The sequence below is a fragment of the Trichocoleus sp. DQ-A1 genome (assembly GCF_039961955.1).
Taxonomy (GTDB): domain Bacteria; phylum Cyanobacteriota; class Cyanobacteriia; order Cyanobacteriales; family FACHB-T130; genus FACHB-T130.
Map to the genome: position 1 here is coordinate 77945 of NZ_JAMPKE010000015.1, position 14820 is coordinate 92764.

15 protein-coding genes are annotated in these 14820 nt (G+C 47.0%); 12 read left to right on the forward strand and 3 right to left on the reverse strand.

The annotated features are described in order from the left end of the window. Positions 1 to 58: 58 nt before the first annotated feature. Positions 59 to 637, reverse strand: a complete 579-nt coding sequence (locus NDI33_RS15995; protein WP_190410108.1) for a DUF4126 domain-containing protein — start codon at positions 635 to 637, stop codon at positions 59 to 61. Positions 638 to 1298: 661 nt separating this feature from the next. Here NDI33_RS15995 and NDI33_RS16000 point away from each other — a divergent pair. The 7 genes from NDI33_RS16000 to NDI33_RS16030 all read left to right on the forward strand — a co-directional run bounded on the left by NDI33_RS16000 (position 1299) and on the right by NDI33_RS16030 (position 7488). Next, positions 1299 to 2597 (forward strand): Glu/Leu/Phe/Val dehydrogenase, encoded by a 1299-nt coding sequence (locus NDI33_RS16000; protein WP_190675350.1) that lies wholly within the window; start codon positions 1299 to 1301, stop codon positions 2595 to 2597. A gap of 275 nt (positions 2598 to 2872) precedes the next feature. Then, positions 2873 to 3880 carry an ATP-binding cassette domain-containing protein gene (locus NDI33_RS16005; protein WP_190675353.1) on the forward strand — a complete coding sequence of 336 codons (1008 nt, stop codon included), beginning with the start codon at positions 2873 to 2875 and terminating at the stop codon, positions 3878 to 3880. Then, on the forward strand, positions 3877 to 4668 hold the full coding sequence (locus NDI33_RS16010) for an ABC-2 family transporter protein (RefSeq protein WP_190430495.1): 792 nt from the start codon (positions 3877 to 3879) through the stop codon (positions 4666 to 4668). The genes NDI33_RS16005 and NDI33_RS16010 overlap by 4 nt, the downstream gene beginning before the upstream one ends. Before the next feature lie 234 nt (positions 4669 to 4902). Continuing rightward, positions 4903 to 5139 carry a hypothetical protein gene (locus NDI33_RS16015; protein ID WP_190675354.1) on the forward strand — a complete coding sequence of 79 codons (237 nt, stop codon included), beginning with the start codon at positions 4903 to 4905 and terminating at the stop codon, positions 5137 to 5139. Beyond that, positions 5136 to 5594, forward strand: coding sequence for an HNH endonuclease (locus NDI33_RS16020; RefSeq protein ID WP_190675356.1), 459 nt, complete (start codon positions 5136 to 5138; stop codon positions 5592 to 5594). Before NDI33_RS16015 ends, NDI33_RS16020 begins: the two co-directional genes overlap by 4 nt. 78 nt (positions 5595 to 5672) lie before the next feature. Beyond that, positions 5673 to 6455, forward strand: coding sequence for an ABC transporter permease (locus NDI33_RS16025; protein WP_190410112.1), 783 nt, complete (start codon positions 5673 to 5675; stop codon positions 6453 to 6455). Positions 6456 to 6618: 163 nt separating this feature from the next. After that, positions 6619 to 7488, forward strand: a complete 870-nt coding sequence (locus tag NDI33_RS16030) for an aldo/keto reductase (protein WP_190675358.1) — start codon at positions 6619 to 6621, stop codon at positions 7486 to 7488. A 184-nt stretch (positions 7489 to 7672) separates the two neighbouring features. Here the strand turns inward: NDI33_RS16030 and NDI33_RS16035 are convergent, their stop codons facing one another. Continuing rightward, positions 7673 to 8428 carry a ferritin-like domain-containing protein gene (locus NDI33_RS16035; RefSeq protein ID WP_190410114.1) on the reverse strand — a complete coding sequence of 252 codons (756 nt, stop codon included), beginning with the start codon at positions 8426 to 8428 and terminating at the stop codon, positions 7673 to 7675. Between the two features lie 337 nt (positions 8429 to 8765). On the opposite strand from NDI33_RS16035, the gene NDI33_RS16040 reads away from it, so the two are divergent. From NDI33_RS16040 to NDI33_RS16055, 4 genes are all read left to right on the forward strand, one after another. Beyond that, positions 8766 to 9476, forward strand: coding sequence for a DUF2259 domain-containing protein (locus tag NDI33_RS16040; protein ID WP_190675360.1), 711 nt, complete (start codon positions 8766 to 8768; stop codon positions 9474 to 9476). Positions 9477 to 9508: 32 nt separating this feature from the next. Further along, positions 9509 to 11104, forward strand: coding sequence for a gamma-glutamyltransferase family protein (locus tag NDI33_RS16045; RefSeq protein ID WP_190675362.1), 1596 nt, complete (start codon positions 9509 to 9511; stop codon positions 11102 to 11104). 123 nt (positions 11105 to 11227) lie between these two features. Then, positions 11228 to 11923: a fasciclin domain-containing protein gene (locus NDI33_RS16050; RefSeq protein ID WP_190527026.1), complete on the forward strand. Its 696-nt coding sequence runs from the start codon at positions 11228 to 11230 to the stop codon at positions 11921 to 11923. Between the two features lie 448 nt (positions 11924 to 12371). Then, complete coding sequence (locus NDI33_RS16055; RefSeq protein ID WP_190429697.1) at positions 12372 to 13088, forward strand: heme oxygenase (biliverdin-producing); 717 nt, start codon at positions 12372 to 12374, stop codon at positions 13086 to 13088. Positions 13089 to 13230: 142 nt separating this feature from the next. On the opposite strand, the gene NDI33_RS16060 is transcribed toward NDI33_RS16055, so the two are convergent. Continuing rightward, positions 13231 to 13692, reverse strand: coding sequence for a DUF4332 domain-containing protein (locus NDI33_RS16060; protein WP_190675364.1), 462 nt, complete (start codon positions 13690 to 13692; stop codon positions 13231 to 13233). A 311-nt stretch (positions 13693 to 14003) separates the two neighbouring features. Here NDI33_RS16060 and NDI33_RS16065 point away from each other — a divergent pair, with 311 nt between their 5' ends. Next, complete coding sequence (locus tag NDI33_RS16065) at positions 14004 to 14423, forward strand: DUF2267 domain-containing protein (protein WP_190527020.1); 420 nt, start codon at positions 14004 to 14006, stop codon at positions 14421 to 14423. Positions 14424 to 14820: the final 397 nt, after the last annotated feature.

Below are 14820 nucleotides of genomic sequence, written 5' to 3' on the forward strand. Positions count from 1 at the left end.
AAAAAGCCAAACTAAAAACAAACAATCCTTTCTTTTGCCTTTTTACTTTTGCTTTCCTTTAGTCGGGTTGCTGATAGTGTCCCCTAGAGCGTTTTTGTCCTCGATACCAGCGATACCATTCCTTAGAGCTGCGAATAGCCAGCCACAACAAAAGTAAGGCGATGAGTCCTCCATGCTTGGGCGCATCGAAGGCGAAGACCACCAAGACAACGCACAGAACATCTTGCAAAAAGACGACCCACAGCGGTAGACGCCGCAAGCGGTAGAACCAGCCGACCTGAACTAGCTGGAGGACGAACGCTAATAAGCTGCCCACCACAGCAACTATCCAGAGAAGGCCAGTGGAAGCGCCAGCAATTTGGGCAACGGCAACGCCCATAATCGCTCCGACAATTGGGCTGAAAAGTAGCTGGATCAGTTGCAGTACGCGCTGACCCAACAGCTTTTTCGAGGCGAACAGCTCAAATAACGACCAGCTGGTTAGCACTCCTAAAACGACAGGAGGAGGAAAGCGCGACAATAGGGGCACGCTTGACCAGAGATTGGTACTATGCAATAGACCAATTACCAGCAAGGGAAGAGCTACTCTCATTCCTGCCGCCGCAGATGCAGAGAGTGCGGCTAAGATTTCAATCATAAGAATTCAGCCGACACAAGAACTGATTGCTTGACATCAGGGCAGACGAGAATTATTTCCTCTGTTTACAGTTTCACACTGCTTTAGAGAGCTTGCCACTAATTTCCAAGATATTTCATAAACAGCGATCGCGCTGATGGGTCATCCCCCCTCCCCCGCCGTCCTAAGCTCTACTTAAACCGGAATTGTGTCGCTTATTCTTAAAATGTTACATATAATACAGTTTTTTTTGTGTTTTAATGTTGGTAGGGAAAGTTAAGCGTCTTCCAAGAAAGAAAATTAATTGCAATACGTGCGACGCGCACACTTATTAAGTCGGTAAAAATAAACAAAAAATCCTCACTTTGCTGAGAAACTCGACGATGAGCAACTCGCAAAATTCCCTATTGAAAAATAGGTTTAGAGAGGGTTCGGTTTTTGCCTACTTAATTAAGAACCCTAGCCAAAGCAATCGTTTTCTATTGCGAGAATCTACTGAAACAGGTGGTGTAATTAAACATTACTTGTAGGGTTTGTAATGGGTAATTGGTTATGCTGCATACCAGTTAACTTTTTCACTTCCAATCCTCAAGAATTAGCTTAATTTGCACCATTCTGCTTTTCTTAAAGTGAAATTTGTATTTGCATACCAGCTTGATCGTGCAACAGGAGGAATCGTGGGATGTCAGACTCATTATTTGCTGATGCTAGCCAAAGATTAGAACAAGCCCTAAAATTTGTTTCTATTTCCGACGATGCAGCCGAACACTTAAAATATCCAAAAGCCAGCTTAGCCGTTTCAATTCCTGTCCGGATGGATAACGGCACTTTGAGGATTTTTCAGGGCTATCGTGTCCGTTACGATGATACCAGAGGCCCGACTAAAGGAGGGGTACGCTATCACCCCAATGTTTCAATGGATGAAGTGCAATCCTTAGCCTTTTGGATGACTTTTAAGTGTGCGGTGTTAAATTTACCGTTTGGCGGAGCGAAAGGGGGAATTACGCTGAATCCCAAAGAACTCTCGAAGATGGAGTTAGAAAGGCTGAGTCGAGGATATGTCGATGCGATCGCAGACTTTATTGGCCCTGACATAGATATTCCAGCACCCGACGTATACACCAATCCCATGATTATGGGTTGGATGATGGATCAATACAGTATTATCCGCCGTCAAATTACCCCAGCCGTTGTCACTGGCAAACCGTTAACAATGGGGGGTAGTTTAGGCAGAGATACGGCTACCGCTATGGGTGCTTTCTTTGTGATTGAAAGCATCATGAGCAAAGTTGACCGACTCCCTCAAGAGACAACAGTAGCCGTTCAAGGATTTGGGAATGCTGGTGCAGAGATAGCAGAATTACTCTACAAAGCCGGATATAAAGTTGTTGCGGTTAGCGATTCCCAAGGTGGTGTCTATTCCAAAAAAGGTTTAGATATTCCCAGTATTCGGCAATATAAAGTCTCCAGCAAAGGTATTAAAGCCCTCTACTGCCAAGACACCGTTTGCCACATGGATGAACACGAAGTCATCAGCAACGAGGAACTTTTAGCTTTAGATGTGGATGTCTTGATTCCCGCCGCTTTAGAAAATCAAATTAATGAGGCGAATGTCAAGGATATCAAAGCAAAATATATCTTTGAAGTCGCCAACGGTCCAGTTAGTTCGGCGGCTGACAGAATTTTGGAAGAACGAGGAATTTACGTCTTTCCCGATATTTTAGTTAATGCGGGCGGTGTTACAGTCAGCTACTTTGAATGGGTACAAAATCGCAGCGGACTTTATTGGACGCTCAAAGAAGTCAATCAACGTTTAATGGAAAAAATGGTCGAAGAAACTGAGAAAATTTGGTCAATTTCCCAGGAACTAGCGATTTCGATGCGAACAGCGGCTTACGTTCATGCTTTAAATCGATTGGGAGAAGCTATCAACGCTAAGGGTACGCGAGACTATTATCTCAACGGTCGAGTTTATGCATAGTCCGTAAGTTAACGAGAAGCGGCGCTATCTACTGGGGCAGGGGATACCTCTGCCCTATTTCGATGATATCATCCATCTGAAACCCCCAGCCATCGGCAAACTGCCCATTGCAGTTTATGGCGTAGATAGACAAAAACGTAAATACCTTGAGATTGGAAAAGCTCGGTCTGGAATCGAGAGTAATCTAGGATACCTGTTTAAGTCTTGCCATTGGATAGGGACATCCAGCCGCTTTTTAGAGTATCAAGTTAGATTTATAGAAAAAGCTAATTGCAATGCCTATTGTCTCGGCTGAGAAACTGAGCAAAGTCTACCCAGTGGCGGTCAAAGAACCCGGACTTAAGGGGACATTACAGCACTTTCTGCGCCGCACCTACCGCGAGGTGAAGGCGGTTCAAGAGGTTTCCTTCGAGATTGAACCGGGGGAAGTCGTGGGGTTTTTAGGTGCCAATGGCGCGGGAAAAACGACGACTCTGAAGATGCTCACGGGGTTAATCCATCCCTCCGCAGGGAATGTAAGAGTGGCGGGACAGGTTCCTTTCCAGCGTCAGGCGTCCTTTTTAAAACAAATTACGCTAGTGATGGGGCAAAAGCAGCAGTTGCTCTGGGACTTGCCAGCGATGGACTCGCTGAGGATAAACGCCGCTGTTTATAACATCTCCGACAAAGAGTTTCGGCGGATGGTGGGGGAGCTGACGGAGATGCTTTCACTGCAAGGCAAGCTAAATCAGCCGGTGCGGAAGCTTTCTTTAGGGGAACGAATGAAGGCTGAGTTGCTAGCCGCTCTCCTCCACCAGCCCAAGGTACTGTTTTTGGATGAGCCGACGCTGGGGCTGGATATCAATGCTCAGGTGGGGGTGCGGGAATTTTTGCGGGAGTACAATCAGCTCTATGGAGCGACGATTCTCTTAACCAGCCACTACATGGCAGATATCACGGCTTTGTGTCAGCGGGTGCTACTGATTCATCAAGGTCAGCTAATTTATGATGGTAGTTTGGATGGACTCCTAGACCGCTTTGCCCCCTACCGCGAGGTGAAAGTAGAGTTGGCGCATCCGCTACCGAAAGATGATGTAGAAAGGGGAAGTTTGGCATCTTTAAAGTCTTATGGTGAAATCAAAGCGGTAGAAGGTCAAGTAGTGCGATTGCTGGTGCGGCGGGAGGCACTGACACGCACAGTCGCTAAAATTTTGGCAGAAATGGATGTATTGGATTTGGCAGTGACTGACCCGCCGATTGAAGAAGTCATCGGTCAGGTGTTTCGGGCGGGAGTCGTTGTATGAGTTCAGCAATTAGAACCGCCAAAACTTTGCTGATAGCTTATTACGCTCATATGGTGGAGTATCGGGCAGAGTTATTTTTGTGGGCGTTATCAGGTTCTGTGCCCTTCATCTTGATGGGGATTTGGATGGAAGCAGCATCGCAAGGTGGACAATTTGGACTGTCGCCAGTAGATTTTGCCCGGTATTTCATTGCAGCTTTTCTGGTTAGGCAGTTTACGGTTGTTTGGGTGATTTGGGAATTTGAGAAGCAGGTGGTACAAGGGACGTTGTCTTCTCGACTGCTGCAACCCTTAGACCCGGTGTGGCATCATGTCGCTTCTCATCTTTCCGAACGCCTTGCCCGTTTACCGTTCATTGCGGGATTGATAATCTTGTTTTTCACTCTCTACCCGAAGGCTCTTTGGTTGCCGAGTGTGGGGACAATTTTATTATTTTTCGGGGTGTTAGCGATCGCCTTCACGCTCCGCTTTCTCATCCAATACACGTTTGCTCTGTTTGCTTTTTGGACGGAACGCGCTAGCGCCATCGAGCAATTCTGGTTTTTGCTGTATCTGTTTCTTTCTGGCGTTGTGGCACCCCTAGAAGTTTTTCCGCCAGCGGTGCGTGAGGTGGTGCTGTGGACGCCATTTCCCTATCTGGTGCATTTCCCGGCGGCCTTGTTGGTAGGGTTGCCAGTGGATTTAGGGCGGGGTTTGTTGGCAATGTTCGGTTGGTGTTTGCTGTTTTTTGTCTGGAATCGTTGGATGTGGCGGCGGGGATTGAAACAATATTCGGGGATGGGGGCGTAGGAAGAAAGAGGGGAAGAGTGCGATCGCTTTCGCCGTGTTGCTATCCGCAAATCGCGTTACTTTCAAATTGGCACACCTTGCAACCTTGAGAAGATGCAACGATATCTATGGGTACTAAAGCTATTTTAGAGTACAGCGATCGCATCCCTAACTATTCATCGCTCATAGATATGAAGTGTGAAGGCGCGATCGCGCTTAATAGTACACTAGAACTAAATCGACTGTGAGAATGCCATGACCCCAGTAGTAATTAGACCCTCTTCTTGGCTAACGACTGGCATCCGAGTTGAAAAAGTAGAGAATATGAATCTTTTCAAGTTCACAGAAGAACTCCAGTCCCGGATGGAAGAACTTTTGGAGAAAAAAAAGGCTGATTTTCTCACGCCAGAAGAAGCTGCTGAACTGGAGGGTATAGGAGAATTAGACATGATTTTTACCTACATCAATGCCCAAATTGCTGCTCAACCGTGACGATTTCAAATAAGCTCCAGCAGTTGGTACGGCAACGAGCAAAATATTTGTGCGAGTATTGCCATTCTCCTGAATTTTTGAGTACATCTCTACTCACCATAGAGCATTTGTTCCCGCAGTCTTTGGGAGGGTCTGATGAGATTGAAAATTTAGCTTTAGCTTGCCGTCGCTGTAATGAGCGTCGTTATAATTTTATAGTAGGAATTGACACAGAAACTCAAGAAGAAATACCCTTATTTAATCCTCGTCAGCAACCGTGGGCTGAACATTTTATCTGGACAGCAGACGGTATAAAAATTTTAGGTATTACACCTACAGGTAGAGCTACTTGCAATCGACTTGATTTTAATGATGAGTTTCATAATGATGGTTTTATTCAGAAATCTCGTCGGTTTTGGGTGCAAGGCGGCTGGCATCCTCCCAGCGACGATCCGCGTCAGAAAAGGGGGATTTAAAGACGCGATCGCTTTCGCCGTGTTGCTATCCGCAAATCGCGTTACTTTCAAATTGGCACACCTTGCAACCTTGAGAAGATGCAACGATATCTACGGGTACTAAAGCTATTTTGGAGTACAGCGATCGCTGCTGAACTTGAATACCGGGTTAATTTTGTTCTAGCAGCACTCAGTAGTTTGGGAAACCTAGCCGGTAGTATGTTTGGGTTGTCCTTGTTTTACCGCAATGGTTACACCTTTGAAGGGTGGAAATGGGAGGAAGCTTTGGTTGTGCTAGGAGTTTTTACGATCCTGCAAGGCTTTTCTAATAGCTTTTTGGTGCCTAATTTAAACCGGATTGTCGATCAGGTTCAGCAAGGGACATTAGACTTTGTGCTGCTGAAGCCAATCAGCAGCCAATTTTGGCTTTCTACCCGCGCCTTTTCTCCTTGGGGACTGCCAGATTTAGTCTTTGGAGGGGTGCTGATTGGCTATGCTGGGGCGCGGTTGGGTTTAAGAATCAGCGACTATTTCTTAAGTACGATACCGCTACTATTCGGTTTCGCAATTCTGTACAGCCTGTGGTTTATGCTGGGGGCGACTAGCATCTGGTTTGTGAAAATCTACAACGTCACTGAGGTACTCAGAGGCTTTTTAGAAGCTGGGCGATACCCAATGGTTGCTTATCCCGCTGCTTACCGTTTTTTCTTTACTTTCATAGTGCCAGTAGCGTTTTTAACGACTATCCCAGCGGAGGCGATGCTGGGGCGCGTCGAGGTGGGTTGGATAGTGAGTGCGGGAATTCTGGCGTTGGCGCTATTATTCGCTTCGCGGGTTTTCTGGCGGTTTGCACTGCGATTTTATACGAGTGCGTCGAGTTAGAATTGCCCTTTTAGACGTATGGACACGCTAATGCTGTGTCCTTGCAAGGTGTTGACCAACAGAATTTGCGATCGCTTGTTGAGAACTAACCGTCAGACAGACGATTTCCATCCGGCAATCTTCAATCAATTGAAGGGGTAGAAGACGAAAGCAAAATCAAACAATGGAAACGAAAGAACTCGGACATACAGGTGTCAAAATCAGCGCGATCGCACTGGGTGGAATGCCGATGTCTTTAAGTAGCAGACCCCCAGAATCAGAATCCATCAAAGTCATCCATCACGCCCTCGATTTGGGCGTGACGCTGATTGATACAGCTGATTCCTACTGCAAAGATGAATCAGATAAGCACCACAACGAAGGCTTAATTAGTAAGGCGCTTTCCTCTTATTCAGGTGATAAGAGTAATGTTCTGGTTGCCACTAAGGGCGGACTGATGCGCCCTAACGGTAGCTGGACGCGCAACGGCAACCCCAAGCATCTACGAGAGACAATTCGGATCAGCTTTGAGACTTTGGGGGGAAAGCCGATAGATATTTGGCAATACCACGCACCCGATACAGATTACACGATTGAAGAGTCGCTCAAACCAGCCAAAGAAGCTCTAGAACAAGGGATGATCCGGTTTGTCGGCGTCTCTAACTTTTCAGTAGAGCAAATTAAACGCGCCCGTGATGTGGTTGAGATTGTCTCTGTACAAAATCAGTACAATCCTTGGAATCGTCAGCCGGAAGAGGACGGAGTGCTGGAGTATTGCGAAAAGGAACAACTAACGTTTTTACCTTGGAGTCCGTTGGGTGGTAGCCGTCGCGTGGGCAAACTGGAAGATATTGATGCGATCGCGCAACTTGCCCAAGAAAAAAGCGTTTCTGTCTACAATATTGTCCTAGCATGGCTGCGGGCAAAATCTCCAGCCATTGTGCCTATTCCCGGCGCAAGTAAAGTTTCCAGCATTGAAGACTCTGTGCGTGCTGTCGATGTCAAGCTGTCAGATCGAGAAGTTGCCCAAATCGACCGCGCTACAGCATCCTGATGATTGTAGGGGCTTTCGCATTCCAGCGAAAAAACGCTTGCTGTAACAATAGTTGCTCCGAAGGCTTCGCCCTTCCCACGGCTAGATTGAGGGCGAAGCCTTCGGGTTCAAAATCAGGGTGTGTGACAGAAATGTTCGCCTAAATGCGAAAGCCCTATAAGAAATCAGCGAACGAGAAAATAGGTTAAGCTACCGCTAGTTCTGCTTCCTCAGACATTTCTGTGGGAACGCCATCCTGAACCAGAGAAGGCATCTGTCCGCTTTTCTGCATCAGATTTGTCACCATTGCCAACAAAGCATTCACCTTGCGAGTCCGCCACGCATCCACCATCTCTTCTACTGCTGCATCTGGGAGGCGACGCTTTAGCGCTTCTAAAAGATAAGCGGCGTGTCCGGTTTCGTCGTGGGCGATACTGAGGAGTCCCTTTTTCAAGCTAGCGCTGTTCGGTTCATCCTCTGGTAACACATTAGCCATGCGAACGAAGTCTTTGCTGGCATCCAGTTCTAGGATATACGTGCTAGCCATGAACACCACCCAGTCAATATTCTGCGGTTTCAAGCTTTCTTGGGAGTATCCTTCAAAGTAAGCTTCAAAAAAGGGACTGCGGCGGCGTTCATCCGGCTTACCCTCTGGCTTAGCTTCAGCGGCTTTCTTGAAGTCAATGACTTGCTTATTCAGCCGCTTCAGCGCTTGGGCAAAAATTTGACCGTGACGCTTTTCATCAGAGGCGTGGCGGGCAAGTTTTTCAGCTAGCCACGTATCGCCTTCAGCAGCGGCGCGATCGCTCAAGGCTTGCAGAAATGGAACTGAACCAGATTCTGCCAGTTGGAACCCGGCGAGGACGTTTGGGCGCGTTAAAGGATCGCGGATTTGGCGGGCACCAATGTAAGCCCCAGCACCCGATCCGGCTAAGTGCAACAGGTAGGTAAAAAAGTTCATGCTGAAATTTTCTTGAGTGTTTAGAGCTAACGGATGATATTCTATCGCTGTTTTTTTAAATAGGGGGTTAGAGAGGATGCTTTTGTTGTTGCCAATGTGGGGTTTGCTCGCTGACTCTAAACTCCTAGTTTTATTAAGCAAAAATACTAAAAAGCATCCCTCCCAGGAAATATCTATTACAGTTGACTCTAAGGAATTTTAGGGTGCAGAAGCTTCTAGGCTGAGCGGGTAACAGTTTAGCAGGAACTGAGTGTTTCGCTAATTTAAAAGAAATTGTCAATCCTCAAGTAAAAATTTAAAATCAAATAATCTCTGCATTCAAAAGAATAAGATTGCCATGAAAAGTTTACCCGTAATTTCACTGAGTTTTGTCGTGGTTGCGACGATTTTCATATCTTCAGACGCACTCGCGGAAATTTTCAAAACCAGTCGTAGACTATCAGGTTTCTCAACTGATAGTCGTCACTATATTTATCTAGAAAGTTATCGAAACCCGATTACGGAAACGCCTAAAGCACAATTGCAAATCGTAAATGCACCTACAAATTCTTGCATTGAATATGGCTGTATAGAAACAGAAAATACTCAGGAATCTTCAAGCCCAACGACTCAAGCCGCTGAAACAGAATTACTAAAAAAAACTGCGGTAATTCGGTACAAATTAAAATTAAATCGTCCAGCGGCAGGAAGAAGACTGCCTGCTCTTTCTCGCGTCACCAACCCAGATGGAAGTGAAGTTTATACCTTTTTAGTGAAGAATAAGAAAGACCCTCTACAGGTATTAATGCGGCAAAAATATATCCCATCAGTTGCGTATGGAGGAAATGCGGATACAGATCGTGCTGCCCTACAACTTGAGATTATTTACAACAATCGGAGACGTACCCTGAGCAGCCTGAATACATACCGCGATAATACGATGAAATATGCACTCAGAGAAGTGCGCTTAGCCCCAAATGGACGCAGTGCGGTTATTCTAATGAATACGATCGAACCGGCTGAACAGGGGGCAGTCCAGACAACTTTGGTACAGAGTTTCCCGCTTTAATCCAGCTATAAATTGCCCGGTTTAAAAATGCAATGCCGCCAGAAAATTTAACCGATTATCCCTACTTTAGTGCCCGACGAGTGGTGATGGGGCAGCGAGGTGCTGTGGCAACTAGCCAACCTCTGGCGGCTTTGGCTGGGATGGAAATGCTGATGGCTGGGGGAAATGCGGTGGATGCCGCGATCGCGATGGCGATCGCGCTGACTGTGGTAGAACCCACCTCCAACGGCATCGGTGCAGACGCTTTCGCTTTAGTTTGGGATGGGAAATTGCACGGATTGAATGCTTCGGGGAACAGTCCCCAGCATCTCAATGTAGATGCTTTTGCTGGGATGCAGCAATTCCCGGATCTGGGTTGGCTGACTGTCACCGTACCGGGCGCGGTGTCGGGATGGCAAAAATTATGGAAGCGTTGGGGAAAGCTACCGTTTGAGCAGCTATTTGTCCCGGCGATTCGATACGCTGAAGAAGGTTTCCCGGTGTCACCGGAGACGGCACGGGCGTGGAAGCGAGCCGAGGCAATCTATTTGCCGCTGATTGCACCAGAGTTTCAGCCATTTAAAAAAGTATTTTTTCCAGAAAATCGGGCACCCGCCGCTGGGGAAATTTGGCGGAGTGAGGTTCATGCCAAAACCCTAAGAGCGATCGCCCAAACGGAAGGGGAAAGCTTTTATCGAGGGGAAATTGCCGAAAAAATCGCTAACTTTGCTGCCAAAACCGGCGGTATTTTGACAGCATCTGACTTGGCAACCCACTCCTGCGACTGGGTGCAGCCGATTTTCACCAACTACCGGGACATTACCGTTTGGGAAATTCCTCCCAATACTCAAGGCATCGCGACGCTAATGGCTTTGAATATTCTCGAAGGTTATCCCCTGCCCGATTACCCCCGCGAATCAGTTTCTAGCTACCATCTGCAAATTGAGGCGATGAAGCTGGCTTTTGCAGATTTACATCAATATATTGGCGATCCTCGGTTTATGGAGGTGCCTGTAGAACATCTCCTAAACAAAGCTTATGCTGACGAACGACGCTGTTTGATTGGAAAAGAAGCTGCGATCGCTCAGCCTGGTTTGCCCAAGGGAGGCACCGTCTATCTAGCGGCAGCTGACGGCGAACTGATGGTATCTTTCATCCAATCCAACTACAGTGGCTTTGGCAGTGGCATTCTGGTTCCCGATACCGGCATCGCCCTGCAAAACCGGGCATCGGGATTCAGCCTAACTCCGGGACACCCAAATCAAGTGGCAGCCGCTAAACGCCCCTTTCACACGATTATTCCCGGCTTTCTGACGCAAGACAATCAACCTTTGGGGCCATTTGGCGTCATGGGGGCACCCATGCAACCGCAGGGACATCTGCAAGTCGTTGTCAACCTCCTAGACTATGGGATGAACCCCCAAACAGCGCTGGATGCACCCAGGTGGCGGTTTGTTACGGGTAAGACAGTGCTTTTAGAACAGATGGTGCCCCGGAATATTGCTTTAGCTCTGGCTGAACGCGGTCATGATATCCAAATCAGTGCAGAACCCGGAATGTTTGGCAAGGGGCAGATCATCTTGCGGCAAGGCGGGGTACTGGTTGCCGCTTCCGAACCCCGCGCCGATGGGCTGGCATTAGCCTGGTAACACCTTTCCTTAGAGAGACGCGATCGCGTTTCTAAATACCTCCATAGGCTGAGAGGCTCTTGACCAATTTATTATTAACTTTTGTAAATAGCTCTGTAATTTATCTTTACCAAAAGGCCATTCATGAAAAGTTTAGGAAAACTGTTGTTCAGCGTCATCGGTGTTGGTAGCCTGGTCGTTCTCTCTGCTTGCGGCGGTCAGCCTGGTGCAAACACAGCGAACCAAGCTCCGACGGGCGATTCGACCGCAACAACCGAATCACCAGTTGCTGAAGCTCCTGCAACTACTACTTCACCCAGTGCTGAAGTTTCTCCTACCACCTCCCCTGGTGCGGAAGCCAATGGTGCGGCAACCGAAGACAAAAACCTGGGAGAACTGGCACAAACAGCAGCGAGCAATGGTTCCTTCACCACTCTCACTAAAGCAGTGCAAGCAGCAGGCTTGACTGACCAATTAACTGGAGACAAGCCATACACGGTATTTGCACCGACTGATGCCGCTTTCGCCGCTTTACCAGCCGGTACTGTGGACAAACTCCTGCAACCAGCAAACAAACAAACTCTAGTCAAGCTTCTGAGCTACCATGTGGTGCCAGGTAAAATCTCTTCCACCGAACTAAAGTCCGGCGAAGTGAAAACCGTTGAAGGTACCCCCGTCACCGTTAAGGTTGATAGTGCCAGCAGCGAAATCACCATAAACAACGCCAAGGTGATCCAGCCGAATATTCCAGCCAGCAACGGCGTCATCCACGTTGTTGACAAAGTAATTCTGCCTCCGGATATTCAAGCAAGTCTTGGTTCTAGTCAGACAGCACAGTAGGACTTGACACTCCCCTGACTGAAGCGGATTTTTCTAGATATCTATCAAAGCCTTCTTTCAATACAGATGTATCTACCTGAATTCCATCGTTTCAAGCTTTGGCATTCAAGCTTTTAAATGTGGGTAACGATGAGGCATCGATTAGCCTTTCAGGGCGGGGAAACCCGCCCTTTTTAGTGGGTTGATTTCCCTAATCCCCAGAAAATGAGAAATTATAAAATGTTTACGGAGAGCCTAGCGGCTGCTTTGTAGCGACGTTTTAGCCCGATCTAGAATTCCAAATCGTCGCTGCCTTGCTTCCCCGCGACTTAGCCTCAAGAGCTGCCGATGTTCAAAATTCTTAATGAAAATTCTCAGCAAATCAGTCTAATCTAACGTTTTAGCGGTTTTCAAGCCGTGGAAAAGATCGGTACGCTCCTCCGTAGACTTTAGGGATAAGAAATTTAGCATGAGCAGCAATTTAGCAACCAAATTGCGTGAGGGAACCAAAAAATCCCACACAATGGCGGAAAACGTTGGTTTTGTCAAGTGCTTTTTAAAAGGCGTTGTTGAGAAGAACTCTTACCGGAATTTGGTAAAGAACCTCTACTTCGTCTATTCCGCAATGGAAGAAGAGATGGAAGGGCACCGGCAACACCCCATTCTGTCTAAGATTTATTTTCCCCAGCTAAACCGGAAAAAGAGCCTAGAACAAGACCTCGCTTACTACTACGGCACCAACTGGCGCGAACAAATCTCTGCCTCGCCTGCTGCTGAAGAATACATCCAGCGCATCCGCGAAGTCTCGACTTCAGCCCCAGAAATGTTAGTTGCCCATTCCTATACCCGCTACCTTGGCGACTTGTCCGGCGGTCAAATCCTCAAGGGCATTGCTCAACGGGCGATGAACCTCACGGATGGGCAAGGGACAGCTTTCTACGAATTTCAAGAAATTGACGATGAAAAGGCGTTCAAGGCAACCTATCGCCAAGCCATGAACGATCTGCCCATTGATGACGCCACAGCAGACAAGATTGTGGATGAAGCCAATGATGCTTTTGCCATGAATATGAAGCTGTTCCAAGAATTAAATGGCAACTTGATCAAGGCAATTGGTCAGATGCTGTTCAACACGCTGACACGCAAACGCACTCGCGGCAGCACGGATCTCGCAACTGCCGAATAATAAGTTGACGCTCCCTCAAGACTCTTAGACTACAACACACGATTTTCTACAATCCTGGAGGCTGGGTGATGGTGAAGCCATTATCATCAAGCTTTCAGGATTGTCAGCTTTTATCGGGCATCGTGATGATAGGAAATGTCTCTTAAACGCGACTGCAAGAAGGCGATCGCGTAGCTGCACGCGCTTGGTCAATCCATTGTGCGATCGCGCCCCGCGTGGGACAGAGATCCCGGCGTTGTAGAGTGGCGACTTGGAGCCGCAAAATTTGTTGATATATCCTTTCAACGGGCGTTTGCGCGAGTTGGGCGCAAGAAGCAATTCCGGCATGAAGCAACAGCCCACAATATTCGCAACCCACACTCGGAAGGCGAGACAAGTCCGCCAAAGCCACCCATTTATTGATGTGTTGAATATGAATCTGTAACTGAGTAGCTAAGGCTTGCCTTTGCACTGGGCTACTGGCTTGCTGGAGTAGTTGCAAAGTGGTTTTTATGCCACAGTCTCTTAATCCAGCTTGATTTTCAGCACTTAATCCAGGCAGTTGCTCAATTCGCCAGTTGCTAGGAAGGAAGCGATTTTGAGGCGAGGAATGAACGGGTTTCATTTTCTGAATTTCAAGTGTATGGACTTTTGAGAAATCTACAAAATTGCAGCGGTTGTATCAGCGCTTCCACACACCGAGAAAGTCACATCCCGCTTGGGAGGTAATATCTTCTACTCTACCAAATGGCTAATAATACAGCAACTAACGATTTAATGGGCTGAAAATTCAGATAGAAAGTTACGAAAAATTATTTACTTCTTCAGAGAGACGTAAGAATTAAATTACTTTTCTAAATTAACTAGAGTTTGAGCGTCCCATTTTGAGAGCGCTCATTGAATCAAGTTTGATAATTTTAGGGTTTGCAGAAAATTATGGCATCACACCACGCATTTTTAGAGAAAGTCAAGACAAAAGGAAACTTAAATGATCTGGATGAAGCAAAAAATGCGGCTGAAGTAGTCTTCCGCACCATGCGCGACGTAATGTCTAATGAAGCGGTGGAGCGAGTCGAGGAAGAACTGGACAAGTCAGCAACTGATGAAGTGGAAGATTTGTGGGAAGACACCAATCCAATTGTCAGTTTCTTAAGCAAAATAAGACCCCAGTTAAAAATCAAACCGGAGAACTTTTTAGTTCGGCTGAGGCAAGAGGGTAATTTACCCGAAAGAGACGCAGAAACAATTATTAAAGCTGTATTTTCTGCAACCAAAGAGGAGCTATCTCCCGAACGAATTCAGGAAGTTGCTAGCTATCTCCCAGGTGAAATTCAGGAGATGTGGCAACAAGCTTAATCAAGTAGGGTTGCACAAAACAACCTAAGTAATGAAACGGTTCATAGTTCATCGGGGGATAGAAAATTACTTGCGAACTATGAACCACGAAGCACGAGCGTGAGTTGCGTTTATCTTCACCCAGTGACTTATAACTTATCCAAAAAGTCCTTGGGCAAACTGAATATCTGCGTTCATCTGTAGTTTATAGCGGTTCTCGCTACTAGATCAACTGAGCAGCAGAGTCAAGAACTGGAGCGATCGCATCCTCTCCTGCTTTCTCAACAAAGTAAACGCGATCCCATTTCGTAAAATACATTGAGACGCACCCTAAAAAATCACCGCTCGCACTATCCTGTTACTTAAATTGTTGTTCTGTGGAAGTGAGAGATCGCAATATTTTCCGGAGTAAGTTGGG

Bases quoted from the DNA above. Each gene is read 5' to 3' on its own strand.
- NDI33_RS15995 (WP_190410108.1), bottom strand. From the start codon at position 637: ATGATTGAAATCTTAGCCGCACTCTCTGCATCTGCGGCGGCAGGAATG.
- NDI33_RS16000 (WP_190675350.1), top strand. From the start codon at position 1,299: ATGTCAGACTCATTATTTGCTGATGCTAGCCAAAGATTAGAACAAGCC.
- NDI33_RS16005 (WP_190675353.1), top strand. From the start codon at position 2,873: ATGCCTATTGTCTCGGCTGAGAAACTGAGCAAAGTCTACCCAGTGGCG.
- NDI33_RS16010 (WP_190430495.1), top strand. From the start codon at position 3,877: ATGAGTTCAGCAATTAGAACCGCCAAAACTTTGCTGATAGCTTATTAC.
- NDI33_RS16015 (WP_190675354.1), top strand. From the start codon at position 4,903: ATGACCCCAGTAGTAATTAGACCCTCTTCTTGGCTAACGACTGGCATC.
- NDI33_RS16025 (WP_190410112.1), top strand. From the start codon at position 5,673: ATGCAACGATATCTACGGGTACTAAAGCTATTTTGGAGTACAGCGATC.
- NDI33_RS16030 (WP_190675358.1), top strand. From the start codon at position 6,619: ATGGAAACGAAAGAACTCGGACATACAGGTGTCAAAATCAGCGCGATC.
- NDI33_RS16035 (WP_190410114.1), bottom strand. From the start codon at position 8,428: ATGAACTTTTTTACCTACCTGTTGCACTTAGCCGGATCGGGTGCTGGG.
- NDI33_RS16040 (WP_190675360.1), top strand. From the start codon at position 8,766: ATGAAAAGTTTACCCGTAATTTCACTGAGTTTTGTCGTGGTTGCGACG.
- NDI33_RS16045 (WP_190675362.1), top strand. From the start codon at position 9,509: ATGCCGCCAGAAAATTTAACCGATTATCCCTACTTTAGTGCCCGACGA.
- NDI33_RS16050 (WP_190527026.1), top strand. From the start codon at position 11,228: ATGAAAAGTTTAGGAAAACTGTTGTTCAGCGTCATCGGTGTTGGTAGC.
- NDI33_RS16055 (WP_190429697.1), top strand. From the start codon at position 12,372: ATGAGCAGCAATTTAGCAACCAAATTGCGTGAGGGAACCAAAAAATCC.
- NDI33_RS16060 (WP_190675364.1), bottom strand. From the start codon at position 13,692: ATGAAACCCGTTCATTCCTCGCCTCAAAATCGCTTCCTTCCTAGCAAC.
- NDI33_RS16065 (WP_190527020.1), top strand. From the start codon at position 14,004: ATGGCATCACACCACGCATTTTTAGAGAAAGTCAAGACAAAAGGAAAC.